At 50.3% G+C, this 16709-nt stretch carries 13 protein-coding genes; 7 read left to right on the top strand and 6 right to left on the bottom strand.

From position 1 onward, the window contains the following. Positions 1-26 precede the first annotated feature (26 nt). Positions 27-1313, bottom strand: a complete 1287-nt coding sequence (locus tag BUA93_RS07115) for a CotH kinase family protein (RefSeq protein ID WP_072978461.1) — start codon at positions 1311-1313, stop codon at positions 27-29. Between the two features lie 22 nt (positions 1314-1335). On the opposite strand from BUA93_RS07115, the gene BUA93_RS07120 reads away from it, so the two are divergent. Then, complete coding sequence (locus tag BUA93_RS07120; RefSeq protein WP_072978462.1) at positions 1336-2145, top strand: hypothetical protein; 810 nt, start codon at positions 1336-1338, stop codon at positions 2143-2145. 7 nt (positions 2146-2152) lie between these two features. Here BUA93_RS07120 and BUA93_RS07125 read toward each other — a convergent pair whose 3' ends face one another. Beyond that, positions 2153-3151, bottom strand: coding sequence for a siroheme decarboxylase subunit alpha (locus tag BUA93_RS07125; protein ID WP_072978463.1), 999 nt, complete (start codon positions 3149-3151; stop codon positions 2153-2155). A 132-nt stretch (positions 3152-3283) separates the two neighbouring features. Next, positions 3284-4456 carry a putative heme d1 biosynthesis radical SAM protein NirJ1 gene (gene nirJ1 / locus BUA93_RS07130; RefSeq protein ID WP_072978464.1) on the bottom strand — a complete coding sequence of 391 codons (1173 nt, stop codon included), beginning with the start codon at positions 4454-4456 and terminating at the stop codon, positions 3284-3286. Positions 4457-4561: 105 nt separating this feature from the next. Here nirJ1 and BUA93_RS07135 point away from each other — a divergent pair, with 105 nt between their 5' ends. Continuing rightward, a complete protein-coding gene (locus BUA93_RS07135) occupies positions 4562-5596 on the top strand; it encodes a M23 family metallopeptidase (protein ID WP_072978465.1) in 1035 nt (344 codons plus the stop codon). Here the strand turns inward: BUA93_RS07135 and BUA93_RS07140 are convergent. Beyond that, complete coding sequence (locus tag BUA93_RS07140; protein ID WP_072978466.1) at positions 5593-6777, bottom strand: cation:proton antiporter; 1185 nt, start codon at positions 6775-6777, stop codon at positions 5593-5595. The two genes, BUA93_RS07135 and BUA93_RS07140, sit on opposite strands and share 4 nt — an antisense overlap. A gap of 160 nt (positions 6778-6937) precedes the next feature. Here BUA93_RS07140 and BUA93_RS16700 point away from each other — a divergent pair, with 160 nt between their 5' ends. Next, on the top strand, positions 6938-7744 hold the full coding sequence (locus tag BUA93_RS16700; protein WP_072978467.1) for a type II secretion system protein: 807 nt from the start codon (positions 6938-6940) through the stop codon (positions 7742-7744). A 15-nt stretch (positions 7745-7759) separates the two neighbouring features. Here BUA93_RS16700 and BUA93_RS07150 read toward each other — a convergent pair whose 3' ends face one another. Then, the gene (locus BUA93_RS07150; RefSeq protein ID WP_083597214.1) at positions 7760-8191 is read right to left on the bottom strand and encodes an acyl-CoA thioesterase; all 432 of its coding nucleotides are present in this window, start codon (positions 8189-8191) and stop codon (positions 7760-7762) included. Positions 8192-8282: 91 nt separating this feature from the next. Continuing rightward, a complete protein-coding gene (locus tag BUA93_RS07155) occupies positions 8283-10058 on the bottom strand; it encodes an AMP-dependent synthetase/ligase (protein ID WP_254793895.1) in 1776 nt (591 codons plus the stop codon). Between the two features lie 133 nt (positions 10059-10191). Here BUA93_RS07155 and sstT point away from each other — a divergent pair, with 133 nt between their 5' ends. From sstT to BUA93_RS07180, 4 genes are all read left to right on the top strand, one after another. Beyond that, a complete protein-coding gene (gene sstT, locus BUA93_RS07160; protein WP_072978469.1) occupies positions 10192-11433 on the top strand; it encodes a serine/threonine transporter SstT in 1242 nt (413 codons plus the stop codon). 134 nt (positions 11434-11567) lie between these two features. Continuing rightward, positions 11568-12956 carry a sensor domain-containing diguanylate cyclase gene (locus BUA93_RS07165; RefSeq protein WP_072978470.1) on the top strand — a complete coding sequence of 463 codons (1389 nt, stop codon included), beginning with the start codon at positions 11568-11570 and terminating at the stop codon, positions 12954-12956. A gap of 41 nt (positions 12957-12997) precedes the next feature. Then, entirely contained in the window at positions 12998-13801 is an 804-nt protein-coding gene (locus BUA93_RS07170) for a hypothetical protein (protein WP_072978471.1), read from the top strand. 281 nt (positions 13802-14082) lie between these two features. Beyond that, complete coding sequence (locus tag BUA93_RS07180) at positions 14083-16638, top strand: VPS10 domain-containing protein (protein ID WP_072978473.1); 2556 nt, start codon at positions 14083-14085, stop codon at positions 16636-16638. The last annotated feature ends 71 nt before the right edge of the window (positions 16639-16709 follow it).

Raw genomic sequence — 16709 nt, forward strand, 5'->3', positions numbered from 1 at the left:
GTCCAAATTTAGAAAAACTCTCTTTTCTAATTCCGATTTTCGAATTCCGAACTCTGAATTTCCTCATCGATCCACTCGAAGCGTTTGCGCATCCAGGACGCCATCGTTTCTACAGCTTCGTCATAAGAATCGTAGGGATCCTTGAGCGCCCAGTTTTCGGTATTGCTCATGATGGGCCATCGCCTATATTCATTCTCGATAGCGCGTTCAATAATCGAACGATAAACGGGAATACTGTCGATAAGTTCCTTGAATATTTCACGATGCTCTTTCCAGTAGACAGCAACCGCACTATCTACCACGGGATTATTCACGATATAGTAATTCAAGCGGTATTCCCTGATATACCAGTCCTCGGGGTTCTGGTTCTGCGTACGCGACGCGTTTCCGAAGGACAAGTCAAAATCCCACAATGGACCAAAATGAATCGGCTTCCCTTTTGTCCAGGTAAAGAAAACGCTGCGTGCATAATTTCCGTCTTCGTTCTTGGAGTATTCCTGAACCCAGTAATACAACAGGTAATCTTCCAAATCAATCCAATTCAGGATTTCTTCGTCCTCATATAGGTAGCGGTTCTTCAAAAATTTTTCAAATTCGTTCAGGTGATTCTGCAAAAGTTCCAAGGATTCTTCCGGAGGATTTTTCGGTGAACGGATATGATAAATGTTCTTATTGTCGGTAATCACATAAGGAGGATCGTATTTTTTCACATCTTCTTTTTCGACAAGGAACGTCGTGTCGTTTTCTTCGATGTGAACTCGATTTTTAGCCACCTTGACGGTTTCTGAAAGCAGGTAAAGCCCCATATACTTCCGGTTCAGATAAAGTTCAACGAACTGCATCCGAGGGGTATAACGAGCCCCAAGCCATTCCGAAAGACGCGTCATCATGTAGTTGCGCAAGTGAGTCTTATCTCCATAATTGGCAATAAGCGCCCAGTCACGGTTCTTGGGCATTCCAAAGAGTTCCACTTTGTCCTTAAATTCCAATTTCATGCCGTACTTGGGCATTTTGAAACTAGAATTGCCTCGACCGCGTACGGTCAGTTCCAGAACTTCGCTTTCGGGGGATTTTTCCCCGTAAATCTGGAGTTTTGAAGGGAATTCCGTTTCCCGATCTCGCAGCCCTGCAAAGTTTTCAATTTCGATGACGAGTCGTGGAAGCCCGGCATACGGGTACATCGAATCGTCCATCGGCAAGTAGTCTGGATTTTCTTCGGTTTCGGCCCAATAGCAAGCCGAAAAAACGATGCAACACAAGAGTGCGACAAGTCGTTTAAGCGAGTTAATCTTGAACAGAGCCGAAAACATCATTGGAAATATATATATTTAGAATATGAACAAATTTGTCGGATGCCTTCTATCGATTGGTTTTGTGACCTGTTTTGCCACAGAATCCCTGCATCCGATTTTGCCACCTACAAGTTCGATTTCCGTTCAAGGGACTGTCGAGTTAGACGAAGACGTTTACAGCGGCGACATGGAGGTCTCGGCAGAGTATGCGGTACATCCGCGGCTAAGTCTTTATGTAGACGGGGCGTTCCGATTCCTAAGCTACAGCTACGAATATTCCACCGAAGGCTACATCCACAATTACTGCAACCTACATGTCAACGGCTTTAACGAAACGTACCTGGGCGCAAAAGGGTTGATTTTCCCTTACCTGGGGCTAAATGCCGGTTGGCAGTTCCCGCCCGGCGAAGGCTCCCCAAAGAACCATTTTCACCGATTGAATGTGGAACCGTTCGGCTTGCTTCAGTTTTCAAAGAACCTCATTCTGGGAGCAGCCATCCGTTACAACACCTTCCTTGAAGACAAAAATTACAAGCCCGGCGACGAAATCGGTCTGAAGGCGTCTTTCGTGTGGCGGCCCGGCTGGAACGATTCACTAAAGACCGGTTGGGAATTCAGCGAAGTTTTCCTTTACCAGGCCAGAATTGAAGAATCCGAAAATCGCAATCTGGACAAGCGTTATCGCGGTATGAAGGACAAGTACCGCGGCACGAAAATGAAGTTCGACGCCATGCGCTACTTCAACATTTTAGGATTATCCGTCGGATTAGGGCTCAATTACGAAATCCACGAAGGAACGCTGTTCGGTTTCGAAACAGGCCACCGCGTGGGAATTGAAATAAATGTTAGATAACCGCCTTTTAGGCGAAAAAGCGGAAACTCGTTTTCTTGAGTTCATGCAACGAATGCAACACGGCGTAATCAGGGTTACCAATCGATGCGGCCGCCTCTTTGATATTGCGGTCCAGTTCTTCGGCGGACTGGGCATGCATCATAGCGTAAAGTGTATACGGGAAACCTTCGAAAGAAGGACGCTCATAGCAATGCGAAATATAACGCTTGCCTGCTAAAATTTCGCCCGCTTTTTTCAATTCCGAATTCTGAAATCCGAATTCGGAATTTGCAAAGCAGACCATGGCGTTAAAAGCAAAACCCGCTTCTTGATGCCGGAGAATAGCCCCGAAACGACGCATTCTCTTTTGCGCGATGTCGTCGCGGAGTTCGTCGCACGTAACGCCCCAATCCTTAAACGGCGTGAGGGTGTGCGGAATATCGGTGCAGGCAATGCGGATTCGGGCTCTGTCATTTGCGGATAAAAAGTGGGCAGGAGATTGCTTCGCCTTCGGCTCGCAATGACGTTTTTCGTCACCAATTCTGTTTGCTGGTGCGCCAGCACCCATCACCGTATTGATTTTGAACTTCTTGGTCGCATTCAGGATATGGACATCGTGCAGTTCTGTTTTTGAACAAACTTCATCTACAATCTTTTGAATTTCCGTTTCGGACCGGGCTATTATGGTAAACCAGACGTTGTATTCGTGACTGCGCACATAGTTGTGTGTAATCGCGGGAATTTCATTCACAGTGGCTGCGAACTCATTCAAGGCGGAATCATCGGAAGTTCCTGCCGAAATCGTTGGCACCTTGCCCGCACAAAGTCTCGAAATAAAGCCGAGCTTTTTAGAATCGTACACACCACCGATACGGCGAATAATGCCAGACTGGCGCAAATTCTCGACTGCAGCAAAAACGCTCTGTTCATCGGAGCCAAGCTGCTCCGCCAACACCAGATACGGACGTTCCTCCAAAGGAAATACGTCCTGGATGATAGCGAGAATATTCTGTTCAGGTTCGTTCATTTTTTGGATTCCGTCGGTCCTCTATCCCCTTACAGGGTCCAGAGTCCCTCCAGAATGACTTAAGCGGGAAAGTGTTTCTCGACTGAAGTGTGTGGTGTGAGATGATTTTCACTACACATTCCACACTCCACATTATCCATTAATTTCTTCGTCCGTCAGGTAGCAGGCCGGATCTTCTTCCCAGAAGTCTCCTGTCACCGCCTCGGCGCGAGTGCGGAAGTTGCCGTTGCAGAGGTTCAGGTAGGCGCACTTGGGGCAGCGTCCCTTCAGAATCGGCTTCCTGTTCTTGAGGCCCGCCATAATCGGATTCGATTCGTCACTCCAGATTTCGCCGAAACTGCGTTCGCGTACGTTGCCGAGCGTAATATACTGCGTAAACTGGTCGGGGTGAACGTTTCCGATGCTGTCGACGTTACCGAAGGCCATGCCGCTGCGGTTGCCGCCATTGCGCCTAATGAGTTCAAGCACCTTCTCGGCGCGAGCCGGATCTTCGCGCTGCATACGGCGATACAGGTAAATGGCATCGGCGTGGTTATCCACCGTCAAGATTTCCTTGTTGACTCCACGTTTCTTGAAGTCGAGCGTACGGTCAATAATCAAATCGATAGCCTTGCGGCTTTCTTCATGATTCAAATCATTTTGCACCATCGCCGAGCCGCGGCCGCTGTAAACCAGGTGATAGAAGCACACGCGGTCGATATTTTCGGCTTCGAGCAAGTCAAAAATCGCATTCAAGTCTTGCACGTTGTAGCGCGTAATCGTAAAGCGGAGCCCCACCTTCTGGCCCGTCGCCACACAATTGCGGATTCCGCGCAAAGCGAGTTTGTATGCGCCTTCCTTGCCGCGGAACTTGTCGTGGGTCGCTTCGCAGCCATCGAGGCTAATGCCCACGTAGCCCACACCCATGTCCTTGAGTTTTTGGGCGACCTCAGGCGTAATGCAGGTGCCGTTGGTGCTGATAGTCGGGCGAATTCCCTTAGAGGCCGCATAATTTGCCAATTCAAAAAAATCGGGACGGAGCAAAGGTTCACCGCCGCTAAAGAGAATTACCGGAACCTTGAAATCGGCCAACTGATCAATTAACGCCAAGCCTTCTTCGTGGGTCAATTCGTTCTGGTACTTAATAGCCTCGGAACGGGCATAACAGTGCACACAACTCAGGTTGCAAGTCTTGGTGCAATTCCACACCACCACGGGGCCGCGACCCGGAGCAACGCCGTTCTTGCATTCATGGGCCTTGGGTTCATAACGCAGCTGGTCGCCGTAATTCGGCGTATCCATCAAAAGCTTGGTAATACTAATCATAATTTTACAATGAATCCGATTGTTTTCCAAAGATAGAAAAATCAAGATACCGAGCCCATCAAATAAAATTTCAAAAAACTTTTTTCTACATTTCCAAACACTTTTATGAAATGGACGACCCTTACACTGACCGCCTTGTTGCCTTTTGCGCTTTTCGCAAAAGAAATCGATATTTCATCCACTTCAGAGACACTGATTGAAAACGGTAAAGAAAATGCGGCGAAAGAAATTATTGCCGTTGAAGACTCTTCACAAAAATGGAAAGCCACGGAAAGCCTCAATCTAAAAGATGCCGGAAACTCCCCCGTCATTTCTAACGAGGTGGCAAGCACTAATTCTCTCTCCGATTCTTTAACTGATTTCCCCCAAACAGATTCTCTTGCCTCAAACAACGATGAAAGCACCGAAGAAGGCAACGAAGAAGCTGGTGCTGAAAGTGAAGAAGCCGAAGCGGAACTCGAGGCCGACATGGCCGAAGCCGATTCCGCAACCATAGATTCGCTGCAAAAACTCACGCTTGACATGACAACCGCCTTTGTTCCGTCTGCAAGCAGGCGCGTTTCAGCCCCTTACGGCATCCGAACCTACCGTATGCACCGAGGGGTCGATTTGGGACTCTGCCACGGCGAAGACCGCACCATTGTCGCTGCATTCAAGGGAACAGTCGTCAAGGTCCGCAACCAAGGCCGTCGCAAGGGCTACGGAAAATACGTCATCCTCGACCACGGGAACGGCCTCACTACTTTATATGCACACCTCGCCAGCTGGCAAGTCAATGTCGGCGATACACTGCAGGCCGGCGATACTATCGGCGTCGGAGGCAACACGGGGCGTTCTTTCGGAGCGCACCTGCATTTTGAGATGCGATTCAACGGAAACTACATCGACCCCGCAACGGTCTTCAATTTCGAAGAAGGTACATTCCTCAACGCGATGACCGAAATCGACGAAGTCAAGCTACAACTCGTCGAAGCGGATTTCCAGAAAGAACTCGCCAAGCACCGCTACTACAAGGTTCGCCGAGGCGACTGCCTCGGAAAAATCGCCCGCAAGTACGGAATTTCAATCAGGCGCCTCAAGCAGTTGAACAACATCAAGGGCAACATGATCCGTCCGGGTCAAGTGCTCCGCTGTTCCTAATTTTCGTCTACCGCGACAAGCCGCCGGTACGTTTTATCGATGAAGATTGCCCCGAGCGGAGCGGTCACCATAATGGCTACCGCCGCAAGTGTCAACACGTCATTACCGCAGGCAAGCCCAAAACTGAGGGGGACTCCCCCGATTGCCGCCTGAACGGTCGCCTTGGGCACATAAGCCAACATGCAGAAGAGTCGTTCCTTCTTGCTCAAGGGTGTGCGCAACATGCAAACGAAGACACCTCCCATACGGAAAATCATCGCTCCGAGCACCACGATAATCGCCCCGATTCCCGCCGTAAAGGCATAAGCGACATCCAGGGTGCTACCCACCAGCACAAACAAAATAATTTCAGCAGCGACCCAGAACTTCGTGAATTTTCCGCTGATGCGTTTTGCAAGTTCCGGGTGTTTCCCGTAAATGCACGCCGCAATCGCCACCACCGCGATCATTCCGCTAAAAGGCACGATATGGCTAATATCATGTTCCAGTTCGTTCAAAAGGAATGCAAAACTGAGAATGATCAACACCTTGACGGTATCGCGCATGTGCCGGTGCTTGAAGAACCATACCAACGCAAATCCGCAAATAACCCCGACCAAAGCGCCCAAGGCAATCGAAACGGGTACTGCCAAGAAACTCGTTGCCGAAACGGCCTCCCCCTTAAGAAGCGCCAAAAATGCAGCAAATGTCACCAGGACGTAGACATCGTCTAGTGACGACCCCGCCAAAAGCATCTGCGGGATGCCATGTTTTACGCCGCGACGTTCTTCGAGCATCTTGAGCATTCGCGGCACGACCACCGCAGGCGAAACCGCCGCAATCGTGGAGCCCATAAGGGCCGCCTCCCAATAAGTGACACCCATCAGTGGCGGCGCAAGCACCACCACGCCAACGATTTCCACTGTCGCAGGCACAAAACACATCAGGAGTGCCGAACGGCCAATCCGCTTGAATTCGTGAATATCGAGAGTGAGTCCTGCCCGCGTCAAGATGATGACAAGCGCAAGCTGACGCAAATCGGCCGAAATATCGAGGAACGCAGGCCGCAACAAGTTCAATACATGCGGTCCGAGAATAATCCCCGTAAGAATCATCCCCAAAATACTCGGAAGTTTCAGTTTCAAAAAGATCGATCCGAGCAGAAGCCCCAATAAAAAGATGAGTGCAAGAGAGGTAAGCATAAGGCAAATTCAATCACTAAAAACAATCGTTCGATTATTTTCTAGGACAAAATTAGAAAAAAAAGGATATTTTCACAGTTTTAGCATCCTAATTTAAAATTTTGCCTTTCCCCTTTTCGTTTTTTTAAAGTTATATTTACAATCAAGATTAGGAAAAAATATGATTCGCGTATCAAGCTTCAATAGGGCGTCGGAAAATAACCGGCGCAAAAAGGGCTTTTCCCTTATTGAAATCATGGTCGTTATCGTGATCATGGGTGTCCTAGCAACGGTCGGCGTTCCAAAGCTGTTCAATGTCATCGAAAAGACTAAAGAAAAAACGGACCTCATGAAGCTTTATTACCTGAGGGATGCGCTCAACAAGGCTTTGATCGAAAACGAAACCGCCTTGACCAATACGGTTACCGCGAAAAAAATGAACGACGAACAATTCCAGAAACTGATCGACAAGATGTACGAGGGTTTCAAGTACGAAAGAGGAGCCACCCTCTTTGTCATCGAAGTGCACAACGGCCTTTCTGTCAATGTCCAGAATAGTCACAACAGTGCCAACAACACTTATAATGTAAGCGAAATCCTCGGAACAAGCGGAACCTGGTGCGACGCCCTCAGAGAAGCAGGATTCGAAGGGGTCGCCGACATTGTCGCCGACCGAATCAAAGGGACATACAAGAAAGAAACCGATACCTACACCTCGTTCTCGTGGAAAGACTCCAACAACAATAATGCCGAATGGCAAAGAACCGCTCCGAAAAAGCCCATGTTTACAAGTCTAGCCCTAAACAAGGGTAAAAAAAACGAAAACACCCGCTATACAATGAGTGCCCGCTGGACAGACGTCAATCACCCGGGAATTTCTTTAGAGATATACATCCTGCCTAACGGCAAAAAATGGAACCAGGCATTCTTCACCGATAACGGGACTTGTTTCTCCACTTATGGAGACAAAGGTTGCAACGGCCGTTAAGTCGTCGCTGACGACTTAATGTCCGACATAGAGTCGTTTCATTTCGTCGGGAATCGCCATCGGACGCCCACGCTTGACATCCACCAGCACCCACTGCGTATCCGATTCAAAAATAACTTTACCGTCGGAAATGCGTTCAAACCGGCAGCGACGCGAAGTCGCAACCTTGCCGTAAGCGGCTACCCAGGTCGTTCCACGAATCTCTTCGCCTAGGAAGGCCTGGTTCTTGTATTCCACATGCTGAATATGAATCATCCAGGCGGCACCGAGTTCATGCATCAGGGTCGTGCCACCGACAGAATCGGAATGGGCAATCGCGATATCTTGAATCCACTTGACAGACCACACATTATTAAAATGGTGGTTGTCATCAATCATCTCAGGTTCCACCTTGAACACCTGCGTATATTCCATCGGATTCACCGTTTCTTCCATCGCAATAGCCATAATGCCTCCAACACATTTTCATTCAGCGAAACAAATTTATAAAAGCAACAAGCCCCTGATAGGCTCGATCGATTGCCAATCAAACTTTTTCCTATTCTTCGTACATCTTCTCGATTTCTTCGGCATACCGCGCTTCGGCTACGGAACGCCGGATTTTCAAGGTCGGCGTCAGTAGCCCCGATTCAACCGTAAGTTCGTCACCGATCAAGGTCCACTTGCAAATCTGCTCCCAGTGATTCAACTTGCCGTTGACCCGTTCGATATGCCGTTCAATGGATTCGCGAATACGCTTGGACTTGAGCGCCCGTTGGACACTGAAATCTTTCTCGGTGCGTTGCAAGAAACGTTTCGCATTCACCGGGTTCAGGAAAATCAGCGCCGACGTGAACTTGCGGTCGTTGGCAATTACCAAAGCCTGTTCAATCAGCAAATGCCTAGAAAGTTCCAGCTCAATGGGATTGGGGCTGACGTACTTGCCAGTACTCGTCTTCAGGAGTTCCTTGAGTCGACCCGTCAGATACAGATAGCCGTCGCGGTCAAAATACCCCTGGTCGCCCGTTCTAAAGAATCCATCTTCCGTAAAGATTTCGGCATTCAAGTTGTCGCGGTTACGGTATCCTTTGAACACACTGTCCCCTTTCACCAGAACTTCGCTGTGTTCGCCAATCTTAACCTGCAAGTGTGTCAGCGGTTGCCCCACGCTTCCCGGACGAGCCATTCCCGGTCGATTCACGCTGACAACAGGAGAACACTCCGTAAGGCCGTACCCTTCGCACACGTTGAACCCGACATTCAAAAGGAATCGGCAAATAGACTTGTTCAAAGCCCCTCCGCCAGAAATCACCAGGCGAAAACGACCGCCCATGGCCTTGCGCAGCTTGTTGTAGACAACCTTGTCGTAAAATTTCCAAACAAAACTTTTATGCGCCAATGGATTTCGATTCTTGGCATAGGTAAGGGCGTGTTCAAAGACAAACTTCTGCACTCCGTGAATCTGTTCGCCCGCGGCAGTCATATTCTCGTAGAGCCGTTCCAGGATACGCGGAACCACCGTCATGACAGTCGGACTGATTTCGTGGATACATTCAGGAATATGCCGCGGCGTATCGGCAAAGTAGACCTTGGCCCCATACAAAATATAAAAATAGACCGACATACGCTCAAAAGCATGCGCCACCGGTAAGACAACCAGGCAGACATCTTCAGAACGGTTTATCTGCAAGAAATCGCACTTGATTACCTGAATTTGGGAAAGCATGTTTCGATGCGTCAGTTCCACGCCTTTCGGAGTTCCCGTAGAGCCGCTCGTATAGATAATCGTAAACACGTCATCCAAGGTGAGTGCATGCATCTGGTCGTTCAACCACAGAGAAGACTCGGGCCGCTTCGAGAGCGACTCGCCCTCTTTAAGAAGGTCCACCCAGTAGATTCCGTTCGGCGGAAGTTCCGACTCCGGATCGATGCAGATAACCGCCTTGAAACGGGACATCAACGTGCGGATGGACGGAGAAAGGTCACTTAATTTATAAAGGAGCAACACCTGCACCAAGGCGTCGTCGCATTGAAATGTGAAGTTTTCTGTCGAAATATTCGGGAAAAGCGGAACCACGCGAGCTTGGTTGAGTTGGCATGCCACATCGGCCATTATCCATTCGGGACTGCTGTTTGCAACGATTCCGATGCTTTCGCCTGCCGAAAGGCCTCGATTTCTTAAGGCAAGCGCTATGAACTGCGTTTCATTGCGCAGGCGCGTTCGCGAAAAATGTTCCCAGCCACCGGGTTTACGATGGAACCAGCCCGCGAAATCCTCGCGGTCACAATTCGCAAAGAACATCTGCGCAAGCGATGTATATTGCAACGACTCCATAACACAGATTCTCCTTCCCATAAAATACATTTATTCTAAACAAACAACAGTTTTTATTTGTTACAGAATCATTTTTTTTGCAATTATGCCATTTTTCGAATGTTTAGCTATATTTTTTTCCAGAGGGAATAAAATGTTTAAAAAACTGGTTTCTAAGTACAACGGCATCAAGCTGAACTATCGTATCGCCATTGCTATCGCAATTGGCACCCTTCTCGGAATCCTGCTTCCCGGACAAAAATGGATTGGTGAACTCGGTGTCCTGTTCGTGGGAGCAATGAAGGGCATAGCCCCCATCCTTGTGTTCATCTTGATCGTGAACTCGCTTGCCATGGGCAAAACCACACTCGACCGCCGTTTCGGAAAAGTTTTCGCCATCTACCTGGTCAGCACCATTCTGGCTTCGCTTATCGCCATTTCAGCCAGTTTCCTTTTCCCGCAGAACCTGCAGCTCGCCCACGAGGCGACCACCTCGGCGATACTCCCCAAAGGAATCGGCGAAATTCTGAACAACTTGCTTGTCCGTGCAGTTTCAAACCCCTTCGAGGCGATTACACAAGCGAACTACATCGGTATCCTGGTCTGGTCGGTCATTTTCGGTATCGCCATCAGGAACCATGCCAACGAATCCACGAAGAACCTGCTCAACGACTGCGCCATCGCCGTGACCGCCATCGTCCGTTGGTTCATCAATCTCGCCCCGTTCGGCATTTTGGGATTGATCCATTCGGCGACTGCTACAAACGGTATCGGCATCTTCAAGACCTACGGAGTCCTGATCGGACTCCTTGCCGGAACAATGTTCTTTGTCACTTTTGTTGTGGCCCCGTTGATTGTGAGCTTCGCCCTCAAGCGCGACCCGTATCCGCTCCTGATTTACTGCCTCAAGGAAAGTGGAATTACGGCGCTATTTACCAGGAGCTCCGCCGCCAACATTCCCGTGAACATGGAAGCCTGCAGCAAGCTAAAGCTTGACCGCGAATTCTATTCCGTCTCGATTCCCCTGGGTGCAACCATCAATATGAACGGAGCGGCCATCACGATCGCCATTATGACCCTTGCTACGGCGCATACCCTGGGTATTTCGGTAGATTTCCCGACGGCATTGACTCTCTGCGTGGTTTCCACCATCGGTGCATGCGGTGCAAGCGGCATTGCCGGTGGATCCCTCTTCTTGATTCCGCTGGCCTGTTCCTTCCTTGGAATTTCCAACGACATCGCCATGCAGGTTGTCGGAGTCGGGTTCATTATCGGTGTTGTTCAAGATAGCCTTGAAACGGCCCTCAACTCCTCTACCGACGTACTTTATACCGCCGCCGCCGAGTACAACGGGTGGATCGCCGAAGGGAAACCGCTCCCCCGCAGATTCCGCTAGCTTGAAATCTCATCCAAAAAGCCTCATTCCAACTTGGAGTATTCCGAGTTGGAATATTTTTTTTCAAAAAATTTGGATTGGGGAATTCCCTTTGTTTCGAAAAAATTTACTTTTCCATGTTAGATGGAGAACGTATGACCGCATACAAAAGACCTATTCAACAAAGCATCATTCTGGGGAGCGCACTGTTCATCACGTTCATGTGCTTCTTTCTTTTGTTGCAATCCTACCAGTCCTTTTCGAAATCTTTGTTCCAGCAATACGACGACCGTCTGGACAATATCTTGAACTATGTACACAGCCAGATTGATGCCGACGACCTTTATAATTGCGTCCAGACCAGGGAAACTTCCGAGAAATACAAGCAGCTTCAGCAGACGCTGAACGGAATGGTTGATGAATTAGAGCTATTTTACCTCTACATCGTTTTCACCAGAGATACGTTGATGGTAAACGTAATCTCTGCCACGAGCCAAGCCGAGCGCGACCGTGGCGAAACGGACATGCCGCTTTTGGATTATTCGGAAGCATACCCCTACGAAGAAATCCAGAAATACAACAAAGTCATGGAACAGTCCGACATTATGTTTTTCGAGGAAGATTCTGAATGGGGAGCCGCCTATACAGGCTGCAAGCCGCTAGCGAATTCCAGCGGAAAAAATTACGCCCTCATTTGCGCCGACATTTCTATTGCATCCCTGCATAATACAGTCAATTCCTACGTATTTTACAATGTGATGCTTACAATCATTCTGGGATTGCTATTCGGCCTTATCTTGATTGTCTGGCTCCGCCACAATATCACGGGACCGATTCTCGCCCTAGAAAAAAGTGCCCGTAGATTCGCAGAAAAAAGCCGTAACCACAAGGATCCCACAGAACTAGTCTTCGATACGCCGAACATTCATACGGGAAACGAAGTTGAATCGTTGGCCAGAGCCATTTCTCAGATGTCAGATGATATGCGGAAATATATACTGAGCATGATGTCTGCAGAAGAAAAAATCAAGTCTGCCCAAGAGACGGCTGCGGACATGACGCTCTTGGCCTACAAGGACGCCTTGACCCATGTTGGAAGCAAGATTGCCTATGACAGGGCCATCAGGGCGCTAGAAAAAGAAATTTCAGAAAACAAGATTCCCTTTGCCATTGCGATGATCGACCTCAACAACTTGAAGAATATCAACGACGGCTATGGGCACTCGAACGGGAACAGCTATATCTATGGCGCATGCCAAATCATTTGCTCAATCTTTAGGCACTCCCCCGTGTTCCGAATCGGAGGCGACGAGTTCGTAGTCATCCTCAAGAACACGGACTATGACAACCGTACTGAACTCATCAACCAGACAAAACAGAAGTTCTCCGAAACCGAGAGCGACAACTCGAGGGAACCCTGGGAAAGGTTCTCTGCCGCCGTGGGTATCGCTGAATACCGTAGCGGAGATTCCGTAGACATGGTTTTCAAGAATGCCGACAAGGACATGTACGAAAACAAGATGACGATGAAAAAAAAGAATTAACCGTTTTTACCGACGTTCCAAAATTCTATCTTTAGGCGGCCATGCTTGCCGCACTGAACCTACATTTTTCGCTTTACGACTGGCTCCTGATTTTCATGGTGACCGCTTTGGGCACCTTGAGCGCCTACCTGAAAGACCCGCAACTGAAGGCCGTCACGGCGACGATTCCGATTCCCTGCGGTTTCGCCTACATTGCAGTCGGTCTTCCGATGGGGGCCGCTAACGCTATTTCGGGATTCATGTGCTTTTTGTACGTGCATATCGTGCGCATTTTGCATTACAAAGTCAAAGTCCCTATCGTGCCGAGCATTATCGCAGGGCTCGCGTTTTTTGTGGCGCTCGGCACCTTCCTGATGCCGCGCATTCCCGATACCGAAGCGTGGTTCATCGGAGCGTGCGCCTTTGACTTTATCGTAGGGGTCACCATGTTCCAGACGCAGAGCTATAAATCTGGCGTGCGCTACAAGACTCCCCTGCCGATCTACATCAAGGCTCCGGCTATTGCAGGCGTCGTAAGCGGACTCATGCTGATCAAGCAACTTATGGGTGGCTTTTGCACCAGTTTCCCGATGATGAACTCCATCGTGAGCTACGAAAGCCGCTATTCTCTCGGTGACCAGTGCAGGCAACTGCCGCTGTTCTTGATTGCGGGCCCTTTCATGTTCATCGAGATGCGTTACCTGGAAATCGGTCTCGGTCTCAACCACTGGATTGTGCTCCTGTGCGGCTACGTGCTTTTTGCGGCTATCTACTGGCCCCTGAACAAGGAACTCAAGCGCCGTAACGAGCGTGCCGAGAAAAGTTACAAGAACATCCAGCATCCGGATACCGGAATCCAGGGTTAAAAAGCGTAATTTCTTTACAATCGTTGAGAATCCATAAACATAATTATATGTTAAAGGCCCTTTTTTTGTCCGATGAGGGCTTTTTTTAGGTATTTTCTAAAAGAAATGTACCCCTGGATCCCCGCATACGCGGGGATGACGATCGTTGTAGATGCACTCCGCGAGGAAGTGTGCGCGGATCCCCGCATACGCGGGGATGACGAAATTCGTGTGCTTGCGTGGGCGGCGTACCAACCTGGATCCCCGCATACGCGGGGATGACAGGAAGAAATGGAGATGGCATGTTTGGAAACATCAGGAACTTGACAATCGTTTCGGCTATGGCGCTCGGAATGTTCGCCACGGCCGTAAACGCCGAAAAATACGAATGGGGAAACGTCCGCTTTGACGGAGGCGGATTCGTTTCGGCCGTAATTTTCCACCCGAAGGCCGAAAACCTGCTTTACGCCCGCACCGACGTGGGCGGCATCTACCGCTTTGAATTTGACAAGAAGACCTGGGTCCCGTTAATGGACTGGATTTCCGAGAACGATGTGGGCCTTTACGGAACAGAAGCCTTTGCACTCGACCCGAACGACCCGAAGCGCATTTACGTGCTGGCCGGCACGGGTTACTTTAGCAAAGGGCGCACCGCCGTGCTCCGCAGCGAAGATTTCGGCAACACTTGGGACACTAGCTACGTGGAAATGCTCGCCCACGGCAACGGCATGGGCCGCCAGACCGGCGAAAAACTGGCCGTAGACCCGAACATGGGCAACATCGTTCTTTGCGGTAGCCGCACCAAGGGCGTGTACAAGAGCACCGACTACGGTAAAACTTGGACCAGCCTTTACAAGGTCGCCCTTTCCTCCGCAACCGAAAGCAGCCTGAACGGCGTGAATGGCGTGAGTTTCGTCCTTTTCGACCCGGCTCAGGGCAAGCTCGCCGACGGCAGCACCGCGACAATCTACATCGGCACTTCTGAAACCAAGGATAACCTGCAGGTGAGCCACGACGGCGGTGCCACTTGGGAAGTCGTCAAGGGAGTTCCCACAGGCCTGATGCCGCACCGCGCCAAAATCGTGGACGGCGACATGTATGTAACCTTTGCCGACGGCCCGGGCCCGTACAACATCGCCAAGGGCGGTGTCTACAAGTACAACATCAAGGCAGGCACTTGGACCGACATTACCCCGTTTGATGATAACGAAAAAGAAGGCGGAACCATCGTTCACGAAAAGAATGAATGTTCCTACGGTGGCATCTCTATCGACCCCAAGGACAAGAACCACATCATCGTTTCTACTCTCGGCCAGTACACCGGACGCCACGTGACCAAAGACGAAAAGGAAAACTACGGCGACCGCATCTACACCACGACTGACGGCGGCAAGAACTGGATTCACGGTCAACATTACAACGACATTCCAAACATCGACGCCAATGGTACCGCCTGGATTCCTGGTAACGCCATCCACTGGGCCGGTTCTCTGGAAATCAACCCCTTCAACAACAAGGAAGCCTGGGTCACCAGCGGCAACGGCATCTTTATGACCGAAGACATTACCGCCAAGGTTCCCGTGTGGAAGTTCATGTCCAAAGGTATCGAAGAAACGGTTCCGCTCGACATCGTGAGCATTCCAAACGGCCCGCTCGTCACCGCAATTGGCGACTACGATGGCGCTGCCTACGCGAACATCAATGAAAGCACCCCGCGCCACACCCCGACAATCGGCACCACGCAGAGCATGGGTTACGCCCCGCTCAGCGGATCATTGCTGCGTACCGGAACAATCACCAAGTACTACACCTACGAATCCAAGAACTTCTTCGTGATGTACCGCTCTGACGACATGGGCGCCACTTGGGATTCCCTGAAAACCGAACTCAAGGGGGAAAAGGGACTTGTCGTGCTTTCTGCTGACGGCAAGGTGATTCTCCACCGCCCCGACCAGAGTGCAACCGTCTACCGTTCCGACGACAACGGTGCCAGCTGGACCGCTGTCGAAACCGGCACGCAGACGCAGTACGCCCGCATTGTGGCCGACCCGGCTGACCCGAAAACATTCTACGTCATGAATGCCATGGGCACCCTCTACAAGTCTACCGACGCCGGCAAGAACTTTGTCGCCCAGGACGCCCGCCTGCAAAACGAAGGTGCTGGAGAATACTATAATGGCGCAGGTCTCATCCGCACCGTCCCGAAGAAAGAAGGCCACCTGTGGGTTCCGATGGACCAGGCACAAGTCTGGCTCCCCAAGGGCTTTAGCGAAAACGGACTTGCCTACACCGAAGACGGCGGCAAGAGCTGGAACCACTGCGAAGGCGCATCTACAGCGATTTCCGTGGGTATCGGCAAGGCAAAAGAAGGCTCCGATTACGAAACCATCTTTATCTGGGGTGCCGCAAAATCGGGCGACCCGATCGGCATCTACCGCAGCACCGACAAGTGCAAGACCTTCGAACGCATTAACGACGACATGCACCAGTTCGGCGGCCCGGGTAACGGACAGTTCGTACAGGGCGACATGAACAACTTCGGCGTCGTGTACATGAGCACGGTCGGCCGCGGCACCATCGTGGGAGCACCCGAAGGCACCAAGTTCGTCACAAAGATTTCCCGCATCAATGTTTCGAGCAGCACCTTCATGCAACTTGAAAAGCGTACGCTCCATGTGAACGCCCCGGCAAACAGTACCGTCGAACTCTACGCCGCAAACGGCAAGCTCGCCTTCAGTACCGAAATCGGCAGCAACGCTGCTATCAGCCTGAACAAGCTCCCCGTAGGCAAGTACATGGCCCGCCTGAAGGATGCTAGCGGCAAAACGCTCCAGCACAGGGTTCTCGTTATCAAGTAAGAAATAGCGGTCGACTTACGCCTAAACGAGGCTGACCGTCCCAAGTTCCAAATACACACAAAAATCCCCGA

This window comes from Fibrobacter sp. UWH4 (genome assembly GCF_900142475.1).
In the GTDB taxonomy this organism is placed as follows: domain Bacteria; phylum Fibrobacterota; class Fibrobacteria; order Fibrobacterales; family Fibrobacteraceae; genus Fibrobacter.

Excerpts from the sequence above, each read along its gene's own strand:
- BUA93_RS07115 (WP_072978461.1), bottom strand. The coding sequence starts at position 1,313 with ATGATGTTTTCGGCTCTGTTCAAGATTAACTCGCTTAAACGACTTGTC.
- BUA93_RS07120 (WP_072978462.1), top strand. The coding sequence starts at position 1,336 with ATGAACAAATTTGTCGGATGCCTTCTATCGATTGGTTTTGTGACCTGT.
- BUA93_RS07125 (WP_072978463.1), bottom strand. The coding sequence starts at position 3,151 with ATGAACGAACCTGAACAGAATATTCTCGCTATCATCCAGGACGTATTT.
- nirJ1 (WP_072978464.1), bottom strand. The coding sequence starts at position 4,456 with ATGATTAGTATTACCAAGCTTTTGATGGATACGCCGAATTACGGCGAC.
- BUA93_RS07135 (WP_072978465.1), top strand. The coding sequence starts at position 4,562 with ATGAAATGGACGACCCTTACACTGACCGCCTTGTTGCCTTTTGCGCTT.
- BUA93_RS07140 (WP_072978466.1), bottom strand. The coding sequence starts at position 6,777 with ATGCTTACCTCTCTTGCACTCATCTTTTTATTGGGGCTTCTGCTCGGA.
- BUA93_RS16700 (WP_072978467.1), top strand. The coding sequence starts at position 6,938 with ATGATTCGCGTATCAAGCTTCAATAGGGCGTCGGAAAATAACCGGCGC.
- BUA93_RS07150 (WP_083597214.1), bottom strand. The coding sequence starts at position 8,191 with ATGGCTATTGCGATGGAAGAAACGGTGAATCCGATGGAATATACGCAG.
- BUA93_RS07155 (WP_254793895.1), bottom strand. The coding sequence starts at position 10,058 with ATGGAGTCGTTGCAATATACATCGCTTGCGCAGATGTTCTTTGCGAAT.
- sstT (WP_072978469.1), top strand. The coding sequence starts at position 10,192 with ATGTTTAAAAAACTGGTTTCTAAGTACAACGGCATCAAGCTGAACTAT.
- BUA93_RS07165 (WP_072978470.1), top strand. The coding sequence starts at position 11,568 with ATGACCGCATACAAAAGACCTATTCAACAAAGCATCATTCTGGGGAGC.
- BUA93_RS07170 (WP_072978471.1), top strand. The coding sequence starts at position 12,998 with ATGCTTGCCGCACTGAACCTACATTTTTCGCTTTACGACTGGCTCCTG.
- BUA93_RS07180 (WP_072978473.1), top strand. The coding sequence starts at position 14,083 with ATGTTTGGAAACATCAGGAACTTGACAATCGTTTCGGCTATGGCGCTC.